Below are 22,607 nucleotides of genomic sequence, written 5' to 3'. Positions count from 1 at the left end.
AGGAGCCGTCGGGCCGGGAGCCTTGTGGCCGATGGTGGCGGTCGCGTTCACCCGTTCGCTGGTGGAGGCGGCCGGCGGTGCGATCGCGTCCGTGCAACGGCGGATAGCGGTCATCCGGGATCTCCACGGCGACTGGGAGCGACGCACGACCGGTGAGTCCCTCGACCGCGGCCGCGAGGCCACGGTGCGTGAGGATCGAGGGATGGATCCCGCGCGCGAGCTCGCGCAGCTCGGCGACGGCCGCCCGCACGTGCTGGACGACACTCGTCGAGGAGGGACGTACCTCACCGCGAGCCTGGGCGAGTTGCAACGTTATGACAGCCTCGACCAGCTTGGACTCAGCCGGTGGACGCAACACCGGTTGCCTGGAGCAACAATAGATGCCCGTTCAGGGCTTCGGTAGTGCGTCGCGACGTGTCGGCTGCCAGTACGCCTCGATCGAGATCCAGCGCGCTAATCGGCCAGTCCTTGGGACCATCGTCACAGTCTGTGTCTCGATCCGCTTCCGGCAGCGGCCCCGAACTCGTAGCAGCGTTGACGGGGCCTCCAGGGTCAGGTGCGGGTCGCTGGCCAGGATCGGTTTGCCGGTCGCGGTGTGCTGCCCGCCGATGACCCACGAGTTCGACCCGCGCTCGGCGTTGCGGTTCATCGCCTCGACAATCAGCGGTACCCGCTGGGCGCGTTTGAGGTAGTCGGCCGCCAAACGCTCGACGTCGTCCGACACGCCGATGCTGCCGCTGAATGCCGGGTTCCGCGTTCCCGGGCTGGCCGCCGTCGCGGTCGAGTCGATCACCGGCGACGCCGTGTTGAACGGCGCGAACGGGAACACGTCCTGGAACACCGCGGTGTGACCGTCGAGACCGGCCGCGCTGTACCTCTGCACGGCCGTGGTCCGGTCCATGTCCAGGTCGAACGACAGACTGAACGTGAGCGTCTTGTTGATGACCAGGCTGTCCACCACAGTCCACGGCGCGACCTTGGTCACCTGCGCCGCTGCGTACTGCGACGGCAGCTTGTTCCGTGCGATCCACGCGTTCACCCCGTCGGCGTACGCGCCCAGATCCGCTTGGGTCTCGGACGACAACACCGACAGGCTGCGCTCGACGGTGCGCCGCAGCCCGAACGTCCGCAGCTGAACATCGCTGGGCAACGCGCTGCTGCCGAGCAGCTCGGCGAGCGTACCCGACCCACGCGGGCGGAGCACATCCATCTGGAACAGCCGATCGTCCGAATGGACCCAGCCCTGCAGGAAGAACAGGTCATGCGAACTTTGCGCCCTGACGTGAGCGATCCCGTCATCGTCACGGACCACAGACGCGGGGGCGTGCAGGCCAGGGATCTTGACCAGGTCTATGACATCGGCGTGCCCGCTTGGTGCCTGTGGCACAGCGAGCGCTCCGGCGGCGAGGACGCCGACAGAGAACAGAGCGACGCGCGATCTGCGCATCAGCAACTCCTTACTCTGAACATGCGATCGACCGGACGTCCCGGTCATAGGTTGTTCGCGCGGAGGGGATGGTTGGACGGTCGTCGGCAGTAGAACCTTCGTCACACCAGGCCAAGATCGCGAGCGATAGTGGCAAGAGCTGCTGACCTGACCACCGCCACGCTGCGCGGGCGTCTCGACAAGAGCGGGGCCCGTGGGCTGATTCCGCTGGGGTCGGGTGTCAGCCCCGGTGATCGAGAAGGTGCTCGGTGTCGGCGACGAGGGTGTCGAAGTACGGTGCCGTTCGTGAGGTGCGGATCGTCCCGCAGGAATGAGGACTTCGGAGAAACAGAACCTGCCGTCGGTGTACGAGGTCGACAGCCAGGTCGCCTGGGGCGCTCTCCACGCTCGAGGAAGTTGATCTGGGCATGCACGGGCTGTCGCCGATCTCTCACCCGGCTCGGGCGGCGGATGCAGCTCTCCCGGTCGGGGTGATGCGGCTCGAGGTCGCCGGAGAGCCGCACGCCTTCGGCGTGGGCTGGACCGTCGCCCTCGGCCCGGCCGTCACCGAGGTCCGTCGAGCGTTCTGATCACGGTGCTGTCCAGGCCCACGGCCGCAGGAACTCGTCCAGCGTGACCCGGCCGGCCAGGTTGTCCAGCACCCCGATCAGCCCGACAAAGGTGCACTCGGCAACGATCTCGAGTATCTCTCCCGGGGACAGCCCCTCTTCGGTGGCGCGCCGGACGGTGCCGTCGGCAACCTTCCCGCGAGTGAGCACCAACTCCCGGGCCAGCGCATACACGGCGGCAGCGCGCGGGTCGGCGGGCGGCTCGCCGGAACGCATCCGCTCGATCTCGCCGTCGTCCGCGCCGAGCCCGGACAGCACGGTGGAGTGGAACGCCACGCCATACCGATTGTCTGCCGCGACTCCGACGGCGACGCCGGCTGTCTCGCGCAACACCGGGTCCAGCGCGCCCGAACCGACCGCCCGCCGCAGGCCGTCAAAGCCAGCCAGCAGAGTCGGCGACGCGGCCGCCGTCGCGGCCAGGTTCGGTACGAAGCCGAGATCCTCGGCGATGCCATCCAGCAGCGCCTTGGACTCGGCCGGCGCGGTGTCGGGTGTGTGAATCGTCAGGTCCATCGTGTCCTCAACAGTCTCGTCGTTCCCCGGCGGTCGCCGGTAGGGATCTAGTCTCCGGGCCGCGGCGGTGAGGCACGATTCCCAACGAGGGAAGGGAGTGCGGCCAACGCATGACATACGCTGTCCGAATGTGGCAGGCGGATCAATCAGCAGACTTCGGTGAGCTGCTGCGGCACTGGCGAGCGGTCCGCCGGACCAGCCAGCTCGACCTCGCCTCGGTCGCCAGCACTACTCCGCGTTACGTGAGCTTCGTGGAGACCGGCCGGGCAAGGCCGAGCCGCGAGATGGTACTGCGGCTGGCCCGCGCGCTCGACGTGCCTCTGCGGGAACGCAACGCGCTGCTGCTCGCCGCGGGCTTCGCCCCGCGCTATCCGGTGGCGCAGCTCGGCAGCGCGCAGCTCGGTCGGGTCGAGGCGGCGCTGACCTCGATGCTCGACCAGCACGAGCCGTACCCGGCGGTTGTGATGGACCGCGGCTGGAACGTGCTACGTGTGAATCGGGGCGCGCGGCTGCTGTTCGGTCGGCTGCTAGCACCCGATCCGATGCCAACGCCGGCCAATGTCCTGCGGCTCATGATCGAGCCGGGTCCCGTCCGCCGCAGCGTGCTGAACTGGGCCGCGGTCGCGCCTGCGCTGTTGGAGCGGAGCGGCCGGGAGGCCGTCGGCGGCGTCCTCGACCGCGACACCGCGGAGCTGGTTCGGCGGCTGCGCGCGCTTCCGGACGTCGCCGAGCTGCTTGCGGACCCGGCTTCGGCCTCGCCGACCGCGCCGGTGATCGACGTCCGGTTCGCACTCGGTGACGAGGTGGTCGAGCTCTTCTCGCTGGTCTCCACCATTGGTACGCCGACCGACGTCACCGCCCAGGAACTGCGCGTCGAGGCGTTCTTCCCCACTGACGACGACACCCGCGCGGCCTGGCGTCGGATCAGCTCGAACGTCAAGGTCTGACGGTCGAGCTGATCTCACGCCAGGGTCGAGTCTGCCGACGGTACGGCGGACATCGCCGCTAGGCTTGGGCTGCCATCACGACTGCGTGGGCTCATGATCAAGTCGATCGACGCTTACGGGTGAAGCGGTTGCTCGGGGCCGGCCACGACCTGACCGTCTGGAACAGGACCGCTGACAAGGCCAGACCGCTGACCGATCAGGGCGCAACAGCGGCATCGACGCCGGCGGAGGCGATCGCGGGTGTCGACGCTGTGATCACCATGGTGACCAACGCGGAAGCGCTCGAGCAGGTGGTGTTCGGCGACAACGGCCTGGCCGCCGCGCTGGCACCAGGCCAGCTGCTCATCGACATGTCGACGGTGGGTCCGGACGCGGTGCGCTCTGTCGCCTCCCGGCTGCCGCAGGGCGTGGCGATGGTCGACGCTCCAGTGCGGGGCAGCGTTCCCCAGGCCACCGCGGGGAAGCTGGCCGTCTACGTCGGCGCGGATCCGTCCGGCTTCCAGCGCGTGGAGCCGATCCTGGCGCCACTCGGCACGCTGCACCACGTCGGCGGGCTGGGAGCCGGCGCGGCCACCAAGGTGGTGGTGAACTCCACGCTCGGCGCGGCCATTGCCGCCTTCGGCGAGGCCCTTGCCCTCGGCGACGACTTCGGGCTGGATCGTTCCGTCGTACTCGATGTGCTGAGCGATACTCCGATCGCGAGCACCGTCGAGGCCAAACGCGCCAACGTCGAATCCGGCAGCTACCCTGCCAACTTCAAGCTCAGCCTGGCGCTCAAGGATCTCAACCTGGTCACCCGCCCTCGTGTCACTCCGGACGTCGTCCCCCGTCCGTGGTGATCGTGGCGATCACCGCCGAGTAGTCGAGGTCGCCCGCGCCGGCCTCGGCGGCCTGCTCGAGCCAGTCACGTGACGCGGGAGCCACCTCCAGCCGCCGGCCGTTCTGGTCGGCGATCGCCTTCCGCGCAGGGGTGGGGTACGGCGATGTCGACGGATACGGCGTTCGCGCTCGGGATGCTCGCCCTGGTCGGGCGGCGTTTCCCGGTCCGGCCCCGTGCCTACCTGCTCACGCTCACCGTCGTCGACGACGTCGTTGCGCTCGGCGTCATCGCGTTCGTCTACAGCGCGGACATCGCCGTGCTGCCCCTGCTGGCTGCGGTCGGGATCTTCGGGCTGGTCCTGCTCGTACGTGCCGCCGGCGGACAGCCGCCAAGAGGTCGTAGGCTCAGGGAAATTCCCGGGCTTCTACCGAGCCGGTGCGAGACCACGAGCATCGCCTCGACGACGCGCACCCCCGGGTCGACGACGTCGATGCGCTCCAAGCACCCGGGCGACGGACGCTCCTGCCGCGCTCGCCATAGGAGTCGGCGGGTGTCGATGCAGTTGGCGCCCACCTCGATCGTGCCGACTGCTCCGGCGTGCACGGGTTCCCGCTCTGAAATGGATCATCACTCCTTCGACAGGCGGCCCCTGGACCGGCTCTGGTGGTGTTGGGCGTGGATCAGTCGTCGGCTGCCGCGGCCACCCGTGATGTAGGGACTGGTGCGGTAGGACCGAGGAACAGGATTCCGCGGAGGCTGCCTCGCGCGGTGCGGAACGCGACGCTGATCCAGGCAGCGACGAGGCCGAGGTAGAACAGCACGGCCGCCACGTGGAAGAGGTTCGATCCCGTGTGCAGGGCGAGCTCAGAGGTGCCGAGGACACAGGTGCCGACAGGGAAGGTGAACGACCACCACGTCAGCGAGAACGCCAGGTGTTCTCGGGCAGTACGTAGTGTGATGGCGCCCGCGATCGCTCCCCACAGCAGGGCGAAGCCCCAGACTGGTACGCCATAGACGACGCCGAACGCTTGCAGGGCGGTCGAGTACGGGGCGGGCAGGGCTTGGCGGGCGACGCCGCCGAGCAGGTTGGCGGCGGCGATCGATTGGCCCAGCGGCCCTAGCACGATCCACAGGGTCGGCACCATCGCCGCGTCGCCCGTCTTGTAGAGGGCAAGGCGGTACCAGATCAGGGTGATCGTCACGATCGACGCGAGCAGCGACAGCCCGAACATCGCATAGCACGCCATCAGTAACGCAAGCCTGGCCTGTCCGGCGGGCGCATACGGTACGAGCAGGGCGCCAGTGGAGGCAGACACCATCGGTGGCACGACCGGCATCAGCCAACCGCCGAACGCGCTGTCGGGTTTGATGCTGTGGCGGGTAAACATGAAGTACGGAACGACCGTGGCGGCGGCCAAGCCGGTCACGGTGCCGGCTGACCACAAGATCCAGTCGACGTCGACGGCGGTCCGCAGGCCCAGGACGTCGCGGCCAAGCAGGATCGTTCCGGCTCCGACCGTGAGCAAGGCCATCGGCGGAGCGCCGTAGAAGTGCGCCATCACGGGGTTCAGGAGGTGGTGACGCGCGACATCGGAGTATCGCATCCAATGGATGCCGGTCGCTGCGGTGAGGGCGACCAGGAGGACGGCGGCAAGCGCCCAGATCACCACGGCGCCGATGTGCAGCCCAGGCGGCTGCCACGGCAACGTCACGGCCGCGACCGCGACGATGCCGGTACCCATGATCGACGCGTACCAGTTCGGCGTCAGGTTGGAGAACACCTGTGACGGGCGCTGCAGATCCCGCAGCACACCCGCCCGCGCCAAGCGATGAGCCCTTCCCTGGCAGCCGGACACGACGGTCGTCGAGCTGTCCGTTTTCATACCTCCACAGTCGCGTCCGAACTGCGCCGCGTCGTCACCGCTTGCGGCCGTTCTCATCCCCTGCTGGCTGAACGCCCGCCACTCCCGCCAGCGGGTACCGCGCCGACTGGCCGGTGGCTGCCGACGTCACGGCCGAGGACCTGGTCGACGTCGCTGCCGTCGATGGTCTACCGTTCCAGCACGAATGCACTGAGCCGGTCGAGCTGGTCACGATGGTCGGTGAGTGCGGTGGTGGCGCGTTGCTCGGCCTCGCGCAACAGCTTGGCCACCTCCTCGTCGATGACCAGCTGCGTCGCCTCGGCGTACGGCCGGTTGCCGAACTCCTGATCGCCGAGGTACGTCGGGTTGGCCGAGCTGAAGCCGACCGGGCCGAGCGTGGTGCTCATGCCGAACTCGCGCACCATCCGGGTGGCCAGCGCGGTCGCGCCGGCCAGGTCGTTGCTGGCGCCCGTCGAGATCTCGCCGAGGGCGACCCGCTCCGCGGCGCGTCCTCCCAGCCGGATGGCCAGCAGCTGGATGAACTGCGGATCCTGCAGACCTACCGGGCAGCTGGAGGTGGAGCTGGTGCCACTGCTGAGCTTGCCGGAGACGTTGCCGTCCGGCCCGATCGCGACCGACGAGACCTGCCCGGCTGCGATGTCGCTCTTCAGTTGCGAGTGGCCGACCTGCTCAACGCTATGGCGAGGCAGCAGGAACCGCCGCGGAGTGGAGCTGTGCTTGATGATCGTCGCGCGGCCTCTCTGTGCCAAGTGGGTCTGCGACAGCGTCATCGAGACGCTGCGAGCGGTCCGGCGGCGGCGAGCACCGTCACCGGCGCAGCCCGCTGAAACGTGAAGGTCACCGAAAACCACTGGCCGGGAGTGAGCGCGCGACGCAATCCCTGCAGCTCGATCCCGGTACGCCGTTCCAGGTCGACCTGGCTGCCGGCAGGAATGGCGATGCTGCTGACGGCGTGCCCGTCCTGCTCGAGGGTGACCTGGTCGCTGACGGTGGTCGAGACTCCGACAAGTGCATCGTCGGTCGTAGCGGACTCGTTCGTCATCGTCAGTTGTAAGGGGGCGTCGGATCCGGCGGCGAGTCCCTGCGGGCCGTTGGCCCAGATGTCGTCGATGACGATCTGGCCTGTGCCGGCATCCGTCCCGCCAGCCGGAAGGTTCTGGAACGGGTCTTGGGACCCGCAGCCTGCCAGCAACCCAAGGGTCAGGAGCACCTGCACGCTGCGGATCGTCTTCCGGGCTGGCATCCTCATGGGTGGTGTCCTCTGGTCGCGACGTACTCTGTCTTCTCCAACAGTCCCGATCCGGTGGCCGGTTTCGTCGTGGCCACCGACCTCTGCAGCAACAAGGTCATGCCGTCGATACTGAGCCGCGGGACGCCGTTCGTCGTCGATGCCAGCGGTCAATTGCAGTTCCCGTCGGCTGCAACCTCGGCTGCCCGCTAGCTGCAGTCACGGGTCTGCGCTCGACAGGCACTATCGCTATCCGAAGACGACCTTCGCCGTCGATGCCGTGCAGCGAAGGGGCGATGGCAGGCGCGGCGCAGCGGCGACATGTGGCTATCACCGAATTTCCTGCTAGCAGGTAGTCGCGGTGGGCGCTGGCGGTGCAGACCTGAGGGCCGTCAGCGGCGATGGTGGCTACGGGATTCGCCGACCTGCCGCCAGCCGAGGGAACTGATGGTCATGTCAGAGTCGAAAGTCATCGACCTCTTCGGGACGTCGACCACACCGCGTTCCCGGCGTGGTTCTGGCTGGTGGCAAAGCACTGTCATCTACCAGGTCTACGTGCGAAGCTTCCAGGACTCCGACGGGGACGGCGTCGGTGATCTGGCCGGTGTCCGCGCCAGGCTGCCGTATCTGCGGAGCCTCGGCGTCGACGGCATCTGGCTGAACCCGTTCTACCCGTCACCGCAGCACGACCATGGATACGACGTGTCCGACTACTTCGCGGTGCAGCCCGAGTACGGCACGCTCGAGTCCTTCGACCAGCTGGTCCACGATGCGCACGGGCTCGACCTCAGGGTGGTCATCGACATCGTGCCGAACCACTGCTCGATCGAGCACCCCTGGTTCGCCGCGGCGCTGGCGGCCGGCCCGGGCAGCGCGGAGCGCGAGAGGTTCCACTTCGCCGACGGCAATGGGGAGTACGGCGACCTGGCGCCGAACAACTGGCGCTCCATCTTCGGCGGATCAGCCTGGCAGCGCGTCACCGAACCGGACGGAACACCCGGCCAGTGGTACCTGCACAGCTTCGCGCCCGAGCAGGCCGACTTCAACTGGCGGCACCCGGACGTCGCGGCGTACTTCGAACAGGTGCTGCGGTTCTGGTTCGAGCGCGGCGTGGACGGGATCCGGATCGACGTGGCGCACGGGCTCCACAAGGCCGACGGGCTGCCCGACCACGAGAACGCGATGGACGACGAGCTCACCGGCGACCCGCTCAATCCCTACGCGTGGAACCAGCCCGAGGTTCACCAGGTGTGGCGCCGGTGGCGGACCATCGCCGAGGGATACACCGTACTGACCGGCCGCGAACGCGTGCTGATCGGCGAGGTCGGCGTGCTGGACGCCGAACAGCTCGCGCTGTACCAACGCCCGGACGAACTGCACCAGAGCTTCTACTTCGAGTTCCTGCGCGCCAACTGGGACGACCAGATCCTGTACGACGTGGTGGATCGCGGCCTGGGCACGGTCGCCGGCTCCGGCTCGTCGGTCGCCTGGGTGCTGAACAACCACGACATGCCCCGGTCGGTGACCCGGTACGGCGGTGGTGCTCCCGGCCTCGACGCCGGCGACGTCGATCTTGGCACCGTCCGGGCGCGGGCGGCCGCCTTGCTGATGCTCGCCCTGCCGGGCGCGGCGTACGTCTACCAAGGTGAGGAGCTCGGCCTGCCCGAGGTCACGGACCTCCCGGTCGAGCTGCTGGCCGACCCGATGTTCCACCGCACCCAAGGCGCTCGACGCGGCCGAGACGGTTGCCGGGTCCCGCTGCCGTGGGCCGCGTCCCAGCACTGCTTCGGATTCTCACCCACCGATGCGTGGCTGCCGCAGCCCGACTGGTTCGCCGATCACGCCGTGGACCGGCAGCTGAGTTCGGGCGAGTCGATGCTGCACCTCTACCGCGAGGCTCTCGCATTGCGGCGGCGACTTCCCGCGCTGGCCTCGAACGACGTCCGCTGGTTGCGGACCGAACCGGGCGTGCTGGCCTTCACCCGCGGCGACGGCTTCGGATGCGTCGTCAACTGCTCGTCGCGAGTCGTCTCCGCGCCGGTGGACGGCGAGCCGCTGCTGGCCAGCCACCAGGAGGCCGGTGACAAGATCCCGCCGAACAGCGCCGCGTGGTACCTGCTGGCGCCGGCGATCGCATCGGTGGGTGAGGCGGCATGAACACCCGCCCGCGAGTGATCGGCTTCATCCGAGTCCACGCCTCGATGACCACGGACGCGCTCGATACTGCGAAAGACACTGTACGGCGTGAGCCACTGTCGAAGAGTTTGCCCTCGGCAAGCACTTCCTCATGCGGAGTGAATGCGGAGCGACCCCACTAGACCGGCGGACCTGGCGCCCTTGAGCCTCTGTCTCGGCGCCAGGTCCGCTCCACCGATGAGTCGACCGCATCGCGAAGACAGCGGGATGCAACAAGAAGCTTCGTAGCGATCCTCGAGCGCTGCCAGTACGTCGACGACGGGCTCGGGCTGATCAAGAGACCTGGCTCTGTGTTCGCCACCGGGGTGCTTGTCGGGTTGGCTGGTGGGGCTGGCCAGGTGCCTCGGCCCGGCCAGCGGGGTGCAGGTCAGTCAGCCGGGCGCCGGATGGAAGGGATTCTCCCGACTGTCCGGCCCCCACCGGCACGGTCAGATCCCGTCTGTACGCTGACGCCTTGGAAGCGCGCGGCGTTGCCACGGCCGAGCCACAGGTCGATGACCAGCGCCTCGTCATGGATGTGATTGCGGGAGTCAAGGCCGGTGACTGCGGACACGCCGACGCCCACGCATTGGCAGCCGTGTCTCGTGAACTGGCCGATCACTGAGCCGAGCAGATAGTTGCCGCCTGCACTGAGATTGTGTTGGCCCTGGGGCGACTGTGACATCAGCCTGCCCACTGTGGACCCAGCACGCCTCCTGGCCCATCGGGTCGTCGAGATCTTCACAGCCGCCATCGACGACTGCCGGCGACCGCTCGCGCCCGCTTCAGCGTTCGCCATGCCCAGTTGACGATCAGTACCGAGCGGTAGTAGCGCGAGTCATGCAACTCCTGGGTGGTGATGGCGCGCCCGGCGCCGGGGATGCCGAGGCCGGGCCGGTTTGGTGCCGGTGACGGTGAAATGTGCTGAGAGCCAGTCACCGTCGATCAGGAGTTGCCGCAGATCCCAATGAAAGTCGGGGAACGCGTCGATGACCTCAGTCAGTCCGGCGACGTACCCGTCCGGATGCTGCTCCGTGCCGTTGACGCGAACGTCCGCCACGTATCCGACGAGCTCGGCGTACTGTCGCTCGTTGCAGCACTGGATGTAGCGCCGTTAGAAGCTGGCGCGCCGATCACGATCCATGGGGCCAATGCTGACTCACGTTGCCTTCAGGGCCAGGGAACCAGGGCGACCTGTCAGCCGACTCCGACGGCGCGGGCACAGGCGGGGTCGACCGCACACGCCGACCAGCACGGATCCTTACATATCCCGAACATCGTTGTGTCATGGTGCGACGATGATGGAAATGAGTAGATCTTGGACAGGTCATCTGGCACGGCGTAGCCGGTGGCGACGCCTGCTCGCGGTCCTGCCGCTCGTCGGAGCGCTCACCCTGCTGGCCGGTTGCGGGCTGTTCCGGGACGACCCGGAGCAGCACGAGGTCGGACCGGTGTCCACCATGCCGAGCGGCTCCTCGGCGCACACCCTCGTGGTCAACGGGCAGGCGCGCGACTTCCGCCTCTACCAGCCGGCGAACCTCGCCCGGTCGACCGCGGTGCCGCTCGTGGTCATGCTGCACGGCGCGCTCGGCACAGGCAGCCAGGCGGAAACCTCGTACGGCTGGAACGCCGAGGCGGACCGGGAGGGCTTTGTCGTCGCGTATCCGGACGGGGTGAGCCGCTCCTGGGCGGCGAGCCCGGACTGCTGCGGCCCACCGGCCCGCGACGGCGTGGACGACGTAGCCTTCATCCAGCAACTGGTCTCCACCGTGGCCGACCAGCTTTCGGTGGACCGCACCCGGATCTACGCCACCGGGATCTCCAACGGCGGAATGCTCGCATACCGCCTGGCATGCGACACGAAGCTCTTCGCCGCGATCGGGCCGGTGGCGGCGACCCAGCTCGGTCCGTGCCCGGCCCCGGCACCGACCTCCGTGATCCACATCCACGGTACGGCGGACCGGACAGTGCCGTACGACGGTGGTCCGGGCAAGCGCGACAACGACGGGACCGGACGCAATCCGGTCAAGATCGACGGCCCGCCAACCCCCGACCTGCTCGGCCAGTGGCGTACGACCGGCGGATGCGACGCGCCGGTGACCACCGTCTCGGGCCCGGTCAGCACCTCGGCCGCCACCTGTCCCGAAGGGCGGGCGGTCGACTTGGTCACCGTCGACGACGCCGGCCACCAGTGGCCCGGTGCCGCCGGCCCCGGAGCGGAGGCGCAACGCCTACTCGGCCTGGATCCACCCGCGACCGCGCCGGACGCGACCGAGACCATCTGGCGTTTCTTCGACGCACACCCCCGAACCGGCGGCTGACCCGCACCGGCGCCCATCCACCCGACAGCTCGGTCGCTGGTTGCCGCAGGCAACCGGCTGGCCCGAGGTGGGTTCAGCTCGACTGCGTCGGGCCCGGCTGGGTCGGGCCGGCCGGATACGCCTGCGGCTGGGCCTGATATGGCTGCGGCTGGACCGGGTACGGCTCCGTGAGGCCGCCCGTGCGCCTTGTGCCGGGCGGAATCCGGAATGCGCAGACCGGACAGGGCGAGATCCCCGAAGTAGCGGATTCGGCGGATCTCCTGATTGTCCGTGATGGATCGGATCGAGGACAGCACGTAGCCTGCCCCCGTCCAGGGGCGGCCGGCGGCCCTGGCAAGCCTCGACCCGACGGTTCCGAATAGGTCGCCGCAGGTCGTCACACCGAAACAGCACGTTGGACGTTGGTAGCTGCACCGGCACATCCGCCGGTGTGTGTTTCGCTGGCGCAGATCCATCGTTTGGATGCTGGCTATGGGCTGGGGAGCGATCGCGGTAGCCCGAACGATGGGAGGACGCTGTTTTCGAAGCGGGTCATGGCGCAGATCCGGCCGCCGGTGAGAGTGAGGACGTAGAGGCCGGTCCCATGGCTGATGCCGTTGGGGCCGCGCAGGTAGGCGCCAAACGCCGGCTGACCGTTGGCTCGCGTTGGGACGAGGTCGAATCTGCGGCCTGCGCGGAAGATGCTGGCGCAGAAGCGGACCACGACGTCTCGGCCCTCGTATTCGAAGGGCATCGGTGGCATCGACATGGTCACGTCGTCGGTCAGAAGGGCCACCAGCGCGTCGAGATCGGCGGACTCCCACGCGCGGACGAATTTCGCCACGATCGCATCCTCGGACGGTGAGTCGCAGGCGGGCGGCGGTTCGCGGTCGTCGGTCGTGGGCCGTCGGTGCTGCAGGCTGGCGCGCGCCCGTTTGAGGGCGCTTTTGACCGACTCGACGCTCGAGTCCAGCATGTCGGCCACCTCGTTCGCGTGGAATCCGAGGACGTCGCGCAGGATGAGCACGGCGAGCTGGCGAGCCGGCAGGATCTGAAGGGCGGTCACGAAGGCCAGGGAGATGGATTCGGTCTGCTCGTAGCGGGCCTCCGGGCCGAGCGGCGCGTCGATCGCACCCTCGAGCAGGGCGTCGGGAAATGGCTCGAGCCAGACGACCTCACCGAGCCGGGTCGGCTCGGGCGGTTCAACCTTGGGCACGTCCCACTCCTTGGCCAGGCGTCGGCTGGCCGACCGGCGCGCGTTAAGGCACCGGTTGGTGGCGATCCGGTAGAGCCAGGTGCGCAGCGAGGCGCGTCCCTCGAACCCGCCGAAGCCTTGCCAGGCGGCCAGCAGCGTGTCTTGCAGGGCGTCCTCGGCGTCCTGGAACGATCCGAGCATCCGGTAGCAGTGCACCTGCAGCTCCCGGCGGTGCGGCTCGGTCAGCTCCCGGAACGCGTCGCCGTCCCCGGCCCGCACCCTTGAGATCAAGTCGGCGGCCACTTCCCCCACCCTCGGGTCACCCTCTTTCCGCATCTTGTCGCACTTCCTATATGGACACCGGCCGAGGGCCGAAGGGGGCGGTTGGCGGCCGCCCCTTTCTCGACGTCACGGTGTCTACCTCATCGACGGCTCTGACGATCCGGACGCCGACGGACGGCGAAACCGGCAGACACCCCGAAGCTGAGTCTCAGCCGTCCTCACTCATGAGGTGGGCAGGTCTGACCACCCGGACACTGAAAGGAACCAAAGATGCTGCTGCACGACAAGGTTGCGGTGATCTACGGAGCCGGAGGCGGGATCGGCGGCGCTGTCGCACGCGCCTTCGCGGCTGAGGGAGCGAAGGTCTTCCTTACCGGGCGCTCCCTGGCGCCCGTCGAAGTTGTCGCGAAGGACATCGTTTCCGCCGGCGGATCCGCCGAGGCGGCGGAGGTCGACGCTCTGGACGAGCAGGCTGTGGACAGGCATCTGCAGTCCGTGATCGATCGCGCGGGCCGCGTCGATATCTCGTTCAACGCGGTCGGGATCTCGAATGCGGAGATTGTGGGTGTTCCCCTGGCCGAGCTGGGCGTCGAGCAGTTCTCCCTGCCGTTCGCGACCTACGCCACGTCGTACTTCCTGACCGCGCGCCTGGCCGCACGGCGCATGATTCCGAACCAGTCGGGGGTGATCATGACCGTCACCGCGCTCCACTCGCGGACGGGCCTCCCATTGGTGGGAGGCTACGGTCCGGCGCAGGCCGCCAAGGAGGCACTCACTCGAGATCTATCCGCCGAGCTCGCACCTCACGGCATTCGCGTGGTCGGTCTGCGACCACAGGGCATGCCGGAGACACGCACGATCAAGGACGCCTTCCTGCCTCGCGCCAAGGCATCGGGCATGACCTGGGAACAGTGGCAAGAGCTCCTCGCAAGCAGGACCCACCCGCGACGGCTCATGACGCTCGACGAGGCGGCAAACATGGCGGTCTTGATGGCGTCCGACAAGGCCAGCGGGATGACGGGAACCACCGTCAACCTGACCATGGGCAGCCTGGACGACTAGCGGCTAGGCAGCCGTGGCGTCGCTCGTCGAGCGCGCGTTTGCGCCCGACGAGCGACGCGACGACCGTCCAGGTTCGCGACGGCAAGGTCCTGATTTCCGACGGCCGGGCTGCGGAGACCAAGGAGCAGATCGGCGGCCACCGCCTGATCGATTGCAAGGACCTCGACGAAGCGGTCGAAGTCGCTTCTCAGAACCCGGCGCGCAGACCGGAACCATCGAGGTACGGCCCATTTAGGAGTGGACTGCAACGTGCACTCATCGAGACATCAAAGGAATCCATAGTGGGAACCAAGGCACACACAAGTAAAGGAATGGTCCTCGTACTGGCGTGCGCGGCGCAGTTCATGGTCGTGCTCGATGTTGCGATCGTGAACGTCGCCCTGCCCTCGATCCAGCAGGATCTCGGCATCGGGCAGAGCACCTTGCAATGGATCGTCATCGCGTATGGCCTGATGCTCGGCGGATTCCTGCTGCTCGGCGGCAGGATGGCCGACCTTTTGGGGCGCCGCCGCATGCTACTGACGGGACTGACACTGTTCTCGTGCGCCTCACTGGTCGCGGGGGTGGCGGGATCCGCCGATCTCCTGATCGGCGCCCGGGCCATGCAGGGCTTCGGGGCGGCGCTCATCCCGCCGGCCGCCCTCTCGATCCTCGCCGTGACTTTCGCGGAAGGCGCCGAGCGCAATCGCGCGCTCGGGCTCTACGGCGCCGTCACCGGGGTGTCGGCGTCGGTCGGGGTGATCGCAAGTGGTCTGCTCACCGACGGCGCAGGCTGGCATTGGGTCTTCCTCATCAACGTTCCGATCGGCGTCCTTCTCATCGCGATGGCGGCTATCTTCCTGCCCGTCGACGCTGGCGACCGTCGCGAGAGCGAACGCTTCGACGTCGCCGGCGCGGTCACCGTGACCGGAGGCCTGCTCCTGCTCGTCTACACGCTCAACCGCGCCAGCGACTTCGGCTGGGGTTCCGTGTCGACGCTCGGACTGTTCGCCGCTTCCGTCTTGATGCTGTCCGCTTTCGTGCGAATCGAAGGGCGGTCCCGGTCACCGCTGGTGCCCGGCTCGGCGCTGCGCAACCGCACGCTGGTGGCGGCGAACCTGTCGGCGTTCTTCACGTTCGGAGCGTTCTTCGCCTTCATCTTCCTCGGCTCACTGCTGATGCAACAGGTTCTCGGTTACTCGCCGACCCGGACGGGCGTCGCCTGGCTCGCCACAACGGCGACGTCGTTCGTGGCGGCTGGGATCACGGGAGGGAAGCTCGTTGCGGTGGTGGGTGTGCGGCGCCTGCTCGTCGCGGGCCAATCGCTCCTCGCGATCTCGGCACTGTTGCTGACGCGGGTTCCGTCTGGAGGGGACTTCGCAACCGACCTGCTGCCGGCGCTGCTCCTAGCTGGCGTGGCCGGGGGAATAGCTGCTCCGGCCGCACAGATCGGCGCTCTGTCCGGTGTCACGCACTCGATGACCGGTCTGGCGTCCGGGCTCGTCGAAACCATGCGCGAGATCGGAGGCGCCGTCGGCGTGGCCGCCGTCTCGACCATCCTCGTCTCGCGGGCCGGGGTGAACGCTTTCCACGCCGCGTTCTGGGTGATCTTCGTCGTCTCAGCTCTGGGTGCGCTGACGGCCGCGATTGGCTTCCCACGGCGCACAACGCAAGAGATCGAGCCCGAGCCGGCTGCTGACACGGCAGCTGTAGTTCGTGATCTGTAGCGCGTCGCCGCTCACCTACGCGAGCAGTTCAGGGCACGCCCTGTTCGACCGGGCCTTGCACCTGCCGAGGCACTGGGCCGCCGACGAGGAGCGCCGCGAGCTGAGCGGCGTCCTCGCCGGATGGCGGCTCCTGACACGTTTCTTACCAACACCCCTGCCAGCGGCACACGGCCATGAACGTGAGTCATGGCGAAGGCCTCTCGAAGCCTCACAACTGATGCGGGTACCGCGGCGGCAGCGCCGAACGGTCAGAACAGCAGCATCAAGCGGGGATCACGTTCGCAGAACGCACAGCTTCGCCAGTTGAGGCCCAGCAGGCACAGGCGGTCGATGCGGTGGCGCGGCGCGGTTCGTCGCCGAAACGCTTGCGACGAAGAATTAGCCACGCCGACAACAGCAGCAGCGATCAGGCCAGGGGAGCCGTGCATGGCAAGTGGTGTGACCTGTCAAGTCTGTGGCCAGCATCGACGGCGCCAGCATCGCGGCCTGCTCCAGTCCCTCGCTCACCGCGCGGGTCAACCTGCAGCGCGACGACCTGGGTCACAGAGGCCGGCACCGCCGCGAGCGCGTCATGGTCGACGCTCAAGCTGTGCAGCGCGAACACGCCGAGAACGCGCCCAGGATCACCAGAGAGCGCGCAAACCTCGACCGACCGGTCCGCCGTGACGTGTTCATCACCGGTCAGAGTAGCGGGCAACAGCTCCGGCGAGGCTGTTGGAGCCAGGCCTCTCAGGCTTGGGCACTCGGGGCCTGCCTCCGACCTCGATTCCGGCGAAGGTTTCGGCGACGAGCGATCGTCCGCGGCGCGTACCCCGTGCAAGAACCCAGCAAAGTCGTACGCCACCCTCCGCCGAAGAACCGCCGCCAACCACAGCTGAAGGTCACATCCCGCTGAGTTCGGGCCGGTTCGGAGCGGTTCCCTGCGATAAGCCGGACGTAGCAGAGTGGTTCCGCATGACCCGACCGGCGGAGCCGAACCGCCCTGTTCGCAAGGGAGATCGAGTGAGCGAGCGAACCCGAGTAACCCGAAGACAAGGGCCAAGATCATCCCGGGCACGAGCGGGCGATGTGCGGCGCAGGTGACCGATCTCTTTCTGCACGCTCACTGGCACAAAGAGTTGGACGCTCAGATGGACGCCAAGTTGGATGCGCCGCAGACCGATGAAGCCGGCACGACCCCGCGTTCCCCTTGATTTGCAGCTGACGGCGTGACAATCAAACCGGCGATGGCGTCGACCAGGTGCTGGTCGACCTCGCCAACCGGCTGCGCGGCGGCGGATCCTGCGCCCGGCCACCAGCGGGCGTGCACGGTGTCGCGGTCGACGGCCGCGGCGCAGGTTCGATCCGGTGGATCGGCCCTCCGCGACCCGAGACCAACTGGTGCCGTGATCATGCGGTGCCAGCTGGAGCGATGGGTTCGTCGACCACTGGCACATCGGGCTGTTGTACTGATCTGTCCCGTGCCGGTCGTCGGTTGGTTCGGTGCGATCGCGGGGCTGGTCGAGGCGGAGCAGGATGATGGTCTCCACGAAGAAGCCGAGCACCAGTTCAAAGATGATGTCGAACTCGTTGTGCATGTCGGCCCCCGAACAGGGCCCCGGGATCGCGTCCCGCGGATCGGTTAGTGGTGCCGGCTGTGGAGGAGCTGCCAACCGCCCAGCCGAGGACCGCCAGGCTGAAGATGGTGAGGGTGATGTCACCGGCTTCGGTGCGGATCTGGTGGTTGTCTTGTAGGCAGTTGGCGAGGTGGGCGAGAGTCTGGATCCGGCTGTCGTCGTGTCGTTCGGCCTGGATCGTGCAGGTGGCGACGTGGTAGCCGGCGGCCTGGATCTGGCCCCGATGCTCGGCGGCGGTTGGGATGGTCTTGGCGGCCAAGATGCCGAGGGCAACTGCTATGAGTGCGGCGAGTACGGCTGCCAGGACGGTTGACCGCTGCGGTGGGCCTTGGTGGATCGGCACGGGCGTCATGGTCGACGGCCAGATTGGTCTGTTCGACGGGCGGAGCGACGGCGGACCCGCCAGCTGACGACCGCGATGACGACGGTTGCGAGGACAATTAGCGCGGTCGCGCGACCGAAGGTCTTTCGATGGTGGCGTAGGAGTTGCCCGCGGGGTAGCCGAGCAGGACGACACAGATGCCCCAGATGAGTCCGCTGGCGGCGTTGAAGGCGAGGAACTTCGGGTAGCGCACGCCCGCGGTTCCGGCGAGTGCGGGCATGGTGGCACGGAAGTGCAGGACGATGTTGGTGCGCACCGACCCGGGAGTCCGACCGGCTTGCCCAGCAGTTCCGGCCACGTGAGCCGCAGGTCGAGGTTCACCGAGCCGGCGTGCCACGTGCCGCCGACACGTTGGGGTCGGGGCGGATGTCCGCTGCGTGGAGGGTGTTGGTGAGTTGGACCCTGGACTGGACGTCGAGCTTGGCGAAGACAGCGCGGAGGTGCGTGCCGACTGTGTTTACGGAGATCCCGAGGGTCGAGGCGGCCGACTTGTTGGTATGGCCGGCGGCGATCAGCTTCGCGACGCGTTGCTCGGCATCGGTCAGGGCTTCCCAGCCGGTCGTCGGGCGCGCGGCTGCCTGAGCCCACTTCGTACGACGCGCGCCTGCCTGGCGCATGATCGCCTCGACACCGTCGCGGCCGACCCGTTCGCGCATCGCGTGGTACAGGTCCCAGGCCCGATCCAGCTGGATCAGCGCGGCTTCGCGATCGCCCGATCCGAGTAGCGCCCGTCCGTAGGTGAAGGCGCCGACTGCTTGCAGCGCCGGACGGGGGCTTGAGGCAAGTACCTCGGCAGAGCGGGCGATCACCGCGAGGTCGTTGTCGGCGCGACCGCGGAGGTTGAGGGCGAGGCCTTCGAAGCTGCAGAGGCCGGGGTTGCGTTCGGCGCCGATCTCGGCGATCTCGATCGCCTGCTGGGCGAACTTCGTCTCGCCGGCCGCGGTTCCGATGTCGTAGAACACTGCCATCCAGCCGGGCCACCAAGGCCAGAAGCTGCGTGCCTCGGCCGCACTGTCCAGCATGGGCGCGAGAATCGTTGTCGCTCGGCCGAGGTCGCCTTCGGTAGCGGCCAGCCAGCCTTGCATCAGCGGTATCGCCTGATCGCGGAAGTGCTCGTCCGTGTCGGTGACGCTCGCCGCCTCCTCGATCTGCCGCCGGGCCGCCTGAAAGTCGCCACCGGACAGCAGGACGGCGCTGTGGATCATCATCGCTTCGAGCGCGTGCACACTCGTCCCGAGCTGCCGACCCAGCTCGATCAGTCCCCGTGCGCCCGCATCGGCATCGTCGAGCCGGCCGAGGTTGAAGTCCTGCCACAGCTGCGCGTAGGCGAGGGCCGGCAGTGCGGTCTCGACGGACGACTCGTCGTCCTTGCGGCACTGGTCCAGCAGAATCTGGGCGTGCTCATAGCGGTCCAGGAGTTGAAGCGAGATGATCTCCTCGGCCAGGTACGACGTTCCGAGTAGTGGCCGCAGGTCCCGGAAATGTCGCAGACTCGTCCGATGCCGGCCCTCGTTCTTGGCCGCCTCGCCCGAAGCTTGCAGCGCCAGCGTGGTCGCTTCCTGGTCGCCCACCGCACGTGCTGTGGCCAGCGCGATCCGGGCACCTTCGGCGGCCTCCGCTCCGGGGATCATCCGCGTCCGAGCCAGTGCCCGTGCGGCGGTGAGCCGCGCCGCGATCGCCGGCGTCAGCCCGGGCAAACGCAGTACCTGGTCGCATCGATCGGTGAGTTCGGCGACTCGGCCGCCGAGCCACAGCGCGCGAGCCGTGACCGTCTCGATCTGCCCGATGGCATCGGCCTCGTCTGCGCGCGCCAGCAGTTGATCGGCGACCGTCAGCGTGTCCGCGACGCGCTGTCCGCGGGCCAGGACAACCAAGCTGCGCACGCCGATGTCGAACCACTGATCGTGGCTGGGCCGCAACGTCCCGAACGCCAGCATCGCCAGCTCACCGGCGTCCTCGGCGCTGGTCGACGTCAGCAGTTCCGCCGCGGAGATGAGAATCAGCGCGCTCGAGAGGTCCCCGGAGATCGCCGCGGCCTTGACGTGCGACGCAGCGAGCAACGGTTGCCCGGTGTCCGTCAGGAGGTGGTTCGCGATCCGGCGATGGAGCCTGCGAGCTGTATGGCCGGCGACCGTGGCGTAGACGGTCTCGCGGATCAGGTCGTGCCGGAACGCCAAAGTCGCCGCTGTCTCGACGACCAGCCCACTCAGTACCGCGTCGCCGATCAGCCGGGTGCGTGAGGCTGGTGTCAGCTCGGGCTGGAGTACGGCGAGGTCGTCGACCGGCAGCGGGCGCCCTGCGACGGCGAGCAGTTCGACGATGCGGCGGGCCGGATCGTCGAGTTCGGCCAGGCGGTGGTGGATCGCCGCGGTGAACTCGGCCGGGACCTCGTCGCCCCGGTCGGCGGTCCGAGCGATCCCGTCGATGATCTGCACGGCGAGGAACGGGTTGCCGTCGGACGCGGCCAGCAGTTGCTGGGTGTGCCGGCTCGGCAGTCGGCCGAGACGGTCGTGCGCCATCGCCGCGAGGTCCGGACCGGTCAGCGGCGTCAGCGGGAGGTGGTGGAACCGGACGTGGTCCACGGTCGCCACCTGGTGCTCGAGCCGCCGATCGCGGCTGGTGAGCACCCACAGCACCGGCAGGCCGACCAGACGCGGGATCAACGACCGCAACAGGAACTGGCTGACCCGGTCGGCCCAGTGCAGATCGTCGATCGCGATCACCAGTGGAGCGGACGCAGCCGCCTTCTCCAGGTACGCCGCGATCCCGTCGGCCAGCATCAGCGGTTGCGCCAGGCTCAGTTCCTCGTAGTCGTCGGCCGAGATCAACGGGTCGCGGCCGGAGCGCAGTACGGCGATGACCGGCGCGCCGGGCGAGACCTGCTCGATCTCGTCGCAATTGGTCAGGGTCACCCGGAACCGCTGGCCCGTGGCTTGGCGGCAGATCTCCGTCAGCACGGCTGTCTTGCCCATCCCTGCAGCCCCGGTGATGAGTACGACGCCGGACGAGCTGACCGTGCGAACCTGGCGCACTACGCTGAGAGCACGGCTCAGCGGTTCACTGCGTCCGCGCAGCGGCCGGCTATCGACCATCGTTCTCTCCGCTCATCTCCTGCCCATGGAAGCAGACCGGTCGAGCGCACGGACAGCGGTCATCCCGCCAGCGCCTGATGGATGAAGCCGGCGACCGCGACGGGTTGCGCGATGAACACGGTGTGCGAGCCGGCGATGGTCTCGATCGTCGCCCCCATCCGCTCGGCCATGAACCGCTGGGCAGCCGGCGCGATCGCGTTGTCGTGCTCGGGGATCAGGAACCAGGACGGCTTGGTCTTCCACCCGGCCGCGGTCGCGTTCTCGGTGAGGGCGGCCAGCGTCAGCGGACGCTGGGTGACGTACATGGTCGCCGCGACGTCGACCGCGACGTCGGCGCAGAAGGTCTCGCGGAACTGCGGCTCGACGATGTAGAGATCCGGTCCGCCCGGTCCGCCCGGGCCGGCCGGAGCGTCGTACGGCGTGGGGGCCGACGTCTTGGCGAGCAGCGCCGGCGGGTACGGCTCCTGGACACTCGCGCAACTCTCTCCGACGTCGAGGCCGAACGCGGCGAGGTAGACGAGGCCGACCACGTTGTCGAGTTCGGCCGAGACCTGGGTGATCAGCGCCCCGCCGTACGAGTGGCCGACGAGCAGCACGGGACCCTCGACGGCCTCGACCACCGCACCGATCGCGGCGGCGTCGGACGTCAGGCTGCGGAGTGGGTTCGGCGGGGCGATCACGGTGATACCTCCGGCCTGGAGCTCACGGATCACGCCGGCGAATCCGGATGCGTCGGCGAACGCGCCGTGCACCAGAACAACTGTGGGTGCCATGGTTCCCCCTCAGGTCCCGAGCTGGGCGATCTGAGCACGAGCGGCGGCGATCAGCTCTTCGTTGGTGTTGGCATGCCCTGCGATGCCCCAGCCGCCGTCGGGCGCCTCTGTGAGCAGCACCCAGGTCCGGTCCGCGAGGCTCGGGTCGCCCGCGGCCTCCGCCACGATCCTGGTCAGCTCCGCGACCACGGCGAGCTGCTTGGCACGGTCGAGCGCGCCGAAGTTGGTGAGTACCTGAACGCGGACGTAGGTGTCGTCGCCGTCGACATTCGACAGGCTGCCCGCCTCCAGGTCGTGCACGAAGGCGGCGGTGTTCTGCCGGAACATCGGGATGCTCGGGACCTCCTCGATCCTCATCAGAGTCGTTGCGAGGTCGACCGCGAGTTGATGCTTGTCGCCGAACGTTCCGGCCGCGGCGTAGACGTCGATCATCGGCATGTCGCTGGCTCCTTGGACGTGGTTTCCAGGTCGCCGAAGCCAAACATTCCTCCGCGGCACCGATCCATCACCTGAACAGATGAGGCCGAAGAGCGGGTCGCGGCCTCATCCCTTTGGGTGATGGCCCTCCGCCGGCGAGA

At 68.3% G+C, this 22,607-nt stretch carries 22 protein-coding genes; 10 read left to right on the top strand and 12 right to left on the bottom strand.

Features of this window, described 5'->3' with window-relative positions; translation table 11 throughout:
- The first annotated feature begins 31 nt into the window (after positions 1-31).
- Entirely contained in the window at positions 32-403 is a 372-nt protein-coding gene (locus tag EV644_RS44490; protein WP_158292799.1) for a hypothetical protein, read from the top strand.
- Here EV644_RS44490 and EV644_RS12450 read toward each other — a convergent pair.
- Complete coding sequence (locus EV644_RS12450; RefSeq protein ID WP_158292798.1) at positions 389-1,447, bottom strand: penicillin acylase family protein; 1,059 nt, start codon at positions 1,445-1,447, stop codon at positions 389-391. The two genes, EV644_RS44490 and EV644_RS12450, sit on opposite strands and share 15 nt — an antisense overlap.
- 407 nt (positions 1,448-1,854) lie before the next feature.
- Here EV644_RS12450 and EV644_RS44485 point away from each other — a divergent pair, with 407 nt between their 5' ends.
- The gene (locus tag EV644_RS44485; protein ID WP_158292797.1) at positions 1,855-2,016 is read left to right on the top strand and encodes a hypothetical protein; all 162 of its coding nucleotides are present in this window, start codon (positions 1,855-1,857) and stop codon (positions 2,014-2,016) included.
- Here EV644_RS44485 and EV644_RS12445 read toward each other — a convergent pair whose 3' ends face one another.
- Positions 2,017-2,568, bottom strand: a complete 552-nt coding sequence (locus EV644_RS12445) for a carboxymuconolactone decarboxylase family protein (RefSeq protein ID WP_158292796.1) — start codon at positions 2,566-2,568, stop codon at positions 2,017-2,019.
- A gap of 128 nt (positions 2,569-2,696) precedes the next feature.
- Between EV644_RS12445 and EV644_RS12440 the strand changes: the two genes are divergently transcribed.
- The 3 genes from EV644_RS12440 (at position 2,697) to EV644_RS12430 (ending at position 5,050) form a co-directional block, all read left to right on the top strand.
- The gene (locus EV644_RS12440; protein ID WP_132188403.1) at positions 2,697-3,515 is read left to right on the top strand and encodes a helix-turn-helix domain-containing protein; all 819 of its coding nucleotides are present in this window, start codon (positions 2,697-2,699) and stop codon (positions 3,513-3,515) included.
- A 119-nt stretch (positions 3,516-3,634) separates the two neighbouring features.
- Entirely contained in the window at positions 3,635-4,354 is a 720-nt protein-coding gene (locus tag EV644_RS12435) for an NAD(P)-dependent oxidoreductase (protein WP_132188402.1), read from the top strand.
- A 69-nt stretch (positions 4,355-4,423) separates the two neighbouring features.
- Positions 4,424-5,050, top strand: a complete 627-nt coding sequence (locus tag EV644_RS12430) for a Na+/H+ antiporter NhaA (RefSeq protein WP_255511297.1) — start codon at positions 4,424-4,426, stop codon at positions 5,048-5,050.
- On the opposite strand, the gene EV644_RS12425 is transcribed toward EV644_RS12430, so the two are convergent.
- The 3 genes from EV644_RS12425 to EV644_RS12415 form a co-directional block, all read right to left on the bottom strand.
- The gene (locus EV644_RS12425) at positions 5,016-6,218 is read right to left on the bottom strand and encodes a TDT family transporter (RefSeq protein ID WP_132188400.1); all 1,203 of its coding nucleotides are present in this window, start codon (positions 6,216-6,218) and stop codon (positions 5,016-5,018) included. The genes EV644_RS12430 and EV644_RS12425 overlap by 35 nt on opposite strands.
- Before the next feature lie 167 nt (positions 6,219-6,385).
- Positions 6,386-6,988 carry a hypothetical protein gene (locus EV644_RS12420; RefSeq protein ID WP_132188399.1) on the bottom strand — a complete coding sequence of 201 codons (603 nt, stop codon included), beginning with the start codon at positions 6,986-6,988 and terminating at the stop codon, positions 6,386-6,388.
- Positions 6,985-7,467: a copper chaperone PCu(A)C gene (locus EV644_RS12415; protein WP_132188398.1), complete on the bottom strand. Its 483-nt coding sequence runs from the start codon at positions 7,465-7,467 to the stop codon at positions 6,985-6,987. Before EV644_RS12415 ends, EV644_RS12420 begins: the two co-directional genes overlap by 4 nt.
- Positions 7,468-7,899: 432 nt before the next feature.
- Between EV644_RS12415 and EV644_RS12410 the strand changes: the two genes are divergently transcribed.
- Together EV644_RS12410 and EV644_RS44480 are read left to right on the top strand one after the other, a co-directional pair.
- On the top strand, positions 7,900-9,603 hold the full coding sequence (locus tag EV644_RS12410; protein WP_241998110.1) for a glycoside hydrolase family 13 protein: 1,704 nt from the start codon (positions 7,900-7,902) through the stop codon (positions 9,601-9,603).
- Positions 9,604-10,096: 493 nt separating this feature from the next.
- Positions 10,097-10,246 carry a hypothetical protein gene (locus tag EV644_RS44480; protein ID WP_158292795.1) on the top strand — a complete coding sequence of 50 codons (150 nt, stop codon included), beginning with the start codon at positions 10,097-10,099 and terminating at the stop codon, positions 10,244-10,246.
- Between the two features lie 213 nt (positions 10,247-10,459).
- On the opposite strand, the gene EV644_RS12405 is transcribed toward EV644_RS44480, so the two are convergent.
- A complete protein-coding gene (locus EV644_RS12405; RefSeq protein ID WP_241998108.1) occupies positions 10,460-10,681 on the bottom strand; it encodes a nuclear transport factor 2 family protein in 222 nt (73 codons plus the stop codon).
- A gap of 247 nt (positions 10,682-10,928) precedes the next feature.
- Here EV644_RS12405 and EV644_RS12400 point away from each other — a divergent pair, with 247 nt between their 5' ends.
- Entirely contained in the window at positions 10,929-11,942 is a 1,014-nt protein-coding gene (locus EV644_RS12400; RefSeq protein WP_158292794.1) for an extracellular catalytic domain type 1 short-chain-length polyhydroxyalkanoate depolymerase, read from the top strand.
- Positions 11,943-12,411: 469 nt separating this feature from the next.
- Here EV644_RS12400 and EV644_RS12395 read toward each other — a convergent pair whose 3' ends face one another.
- Positions 12,412-13,419 (bottom strand): sigma-70 family RNA polymerase sigma factor, encoded by a 1,008-nt coding sequence (locus EV644_RS12395; RefSeq protein ID WP_199239777.1) that lies wholly within the window; start codon positions 13,417-13,419, stop codon positions 12,412-12,414.
- Between the two features lie 249 nt (positions 13,420-13,668).
- On the opposite strand from EV644_RS12395, the gene EV644_RS12390 reads away from it, so the two are divergent.
- Both EV644_RS12390 and EV644_RS12385 read left to right on the top strand, forming a co-directional pair.
- The gene (locus EV644_RS12390) at positions 13,669-14,460 is read left to right on the top strand and encodes an SDR family NAD(P)-dependent oxidoreductase (RefSeq protein ID WP_132188393.1); all 792 of its coding nucleotides are present in this window, start codon (positions 13,669-13,671) and stop codon (positions 14,458-14,460) included.
- 38 nt (positions 14,461-14,498) lie between these two features.
- The gene (locus EV644_RS12385) at positions 14,499-16,166 is read left to right on the top strand and encodes an MFS transporter (RefSeq protein ID WP_132188392.1); all 1,668 of its coding nucleotides are present in this window, start codon (positions 14,499-14,501) and stop codon (positions 16,164-16,166) included.
- Positions 16,167-17,714: 1,548 nt separating this feature from the next.
- Here EV644_RS12385 and EV644_RS12380 read toward each other — a convergent pair.
- The 5 genes from EV644_RS12380 to EV644_RS12360 all read right to left on the bottom strand — a co-directional run bounded on the left by EV644_RS12380 (position 17,715) and on the right by EV644_RS12360 (position 22,467).
- Positions 17,715-18,125, bottom strand: a complete 411-nt coding sequence (locus EV644_RS12380; RefSeq protein ID WP_132188391.1) for a cyclin family protein — start codon at positions 18,123-18,125, stop codon at positions 17,715-17,717.
- 97 nt (positions 18,126-18,222) lie between these two features.
- Positions 18,223-18,420: a DedA family protein gene (locus EV644_RS12375; protein ID WP_199239776.1), complete on the bottom strand. Its 198-nt coding sequence runs from the start codon at positions 18,418-18,420 to the stop codon at positions 18,223-18,225.
- Positions 18,421-18,481: 61 nt separating this feature from the next.
- Positions 18,482-21,256 (bottom strand): helix-turn-helix transcriptional regulator, encoded by a 2,775-nt coding sequence (locus EV644_RS12370; protein WP_132188390.1) that lies wholly within the window; start codon positions 21,254-21,256, stop codon positions 18,482-18,484.
- 59 nt (positions 21,257-21,315) lie between these two features.
- Positions 21,316-22,029 (bottom strand): alpha/beta fold hydrolase, encoded by a 714-nt coding sequence (locus tag EV644_RS12365; protein WP_132188389.1) that lies wholly within the window; start codon positions 22,027-22,029, stop codon positions 21,316-21,318.
- A 9-nt stretch (positions 22,030-22,038) separates the two neighbouring features.
- The gene (locus EV644_RS12360; protein WP_132188388.1) at positions 22,039-22,467 is read right to left on the bottom strand and encodes a tautomerase family protein; all 429 of its coding nucleotides are present in this window, start codon (positions 22,465-22,467) and stop codon (positions 22,039-22,041) included.
- Between the last annotated feature and the right edge of the window lie 140 nt (positions 22,468-22,607).

The sequence above is a fragment of the Kribbella orskensis genome, assembly GCF_004342085.1.
Taxonomy (GTDB): Bacteria; Actinomycetota; Actinomycetes; order Propionibacteriales; family Kribbellaceae; genus Kribbella; species Kribbella orskensis.
This window is presented reverse-complemented; position numbering and strand designations above follow the sequence as displayed.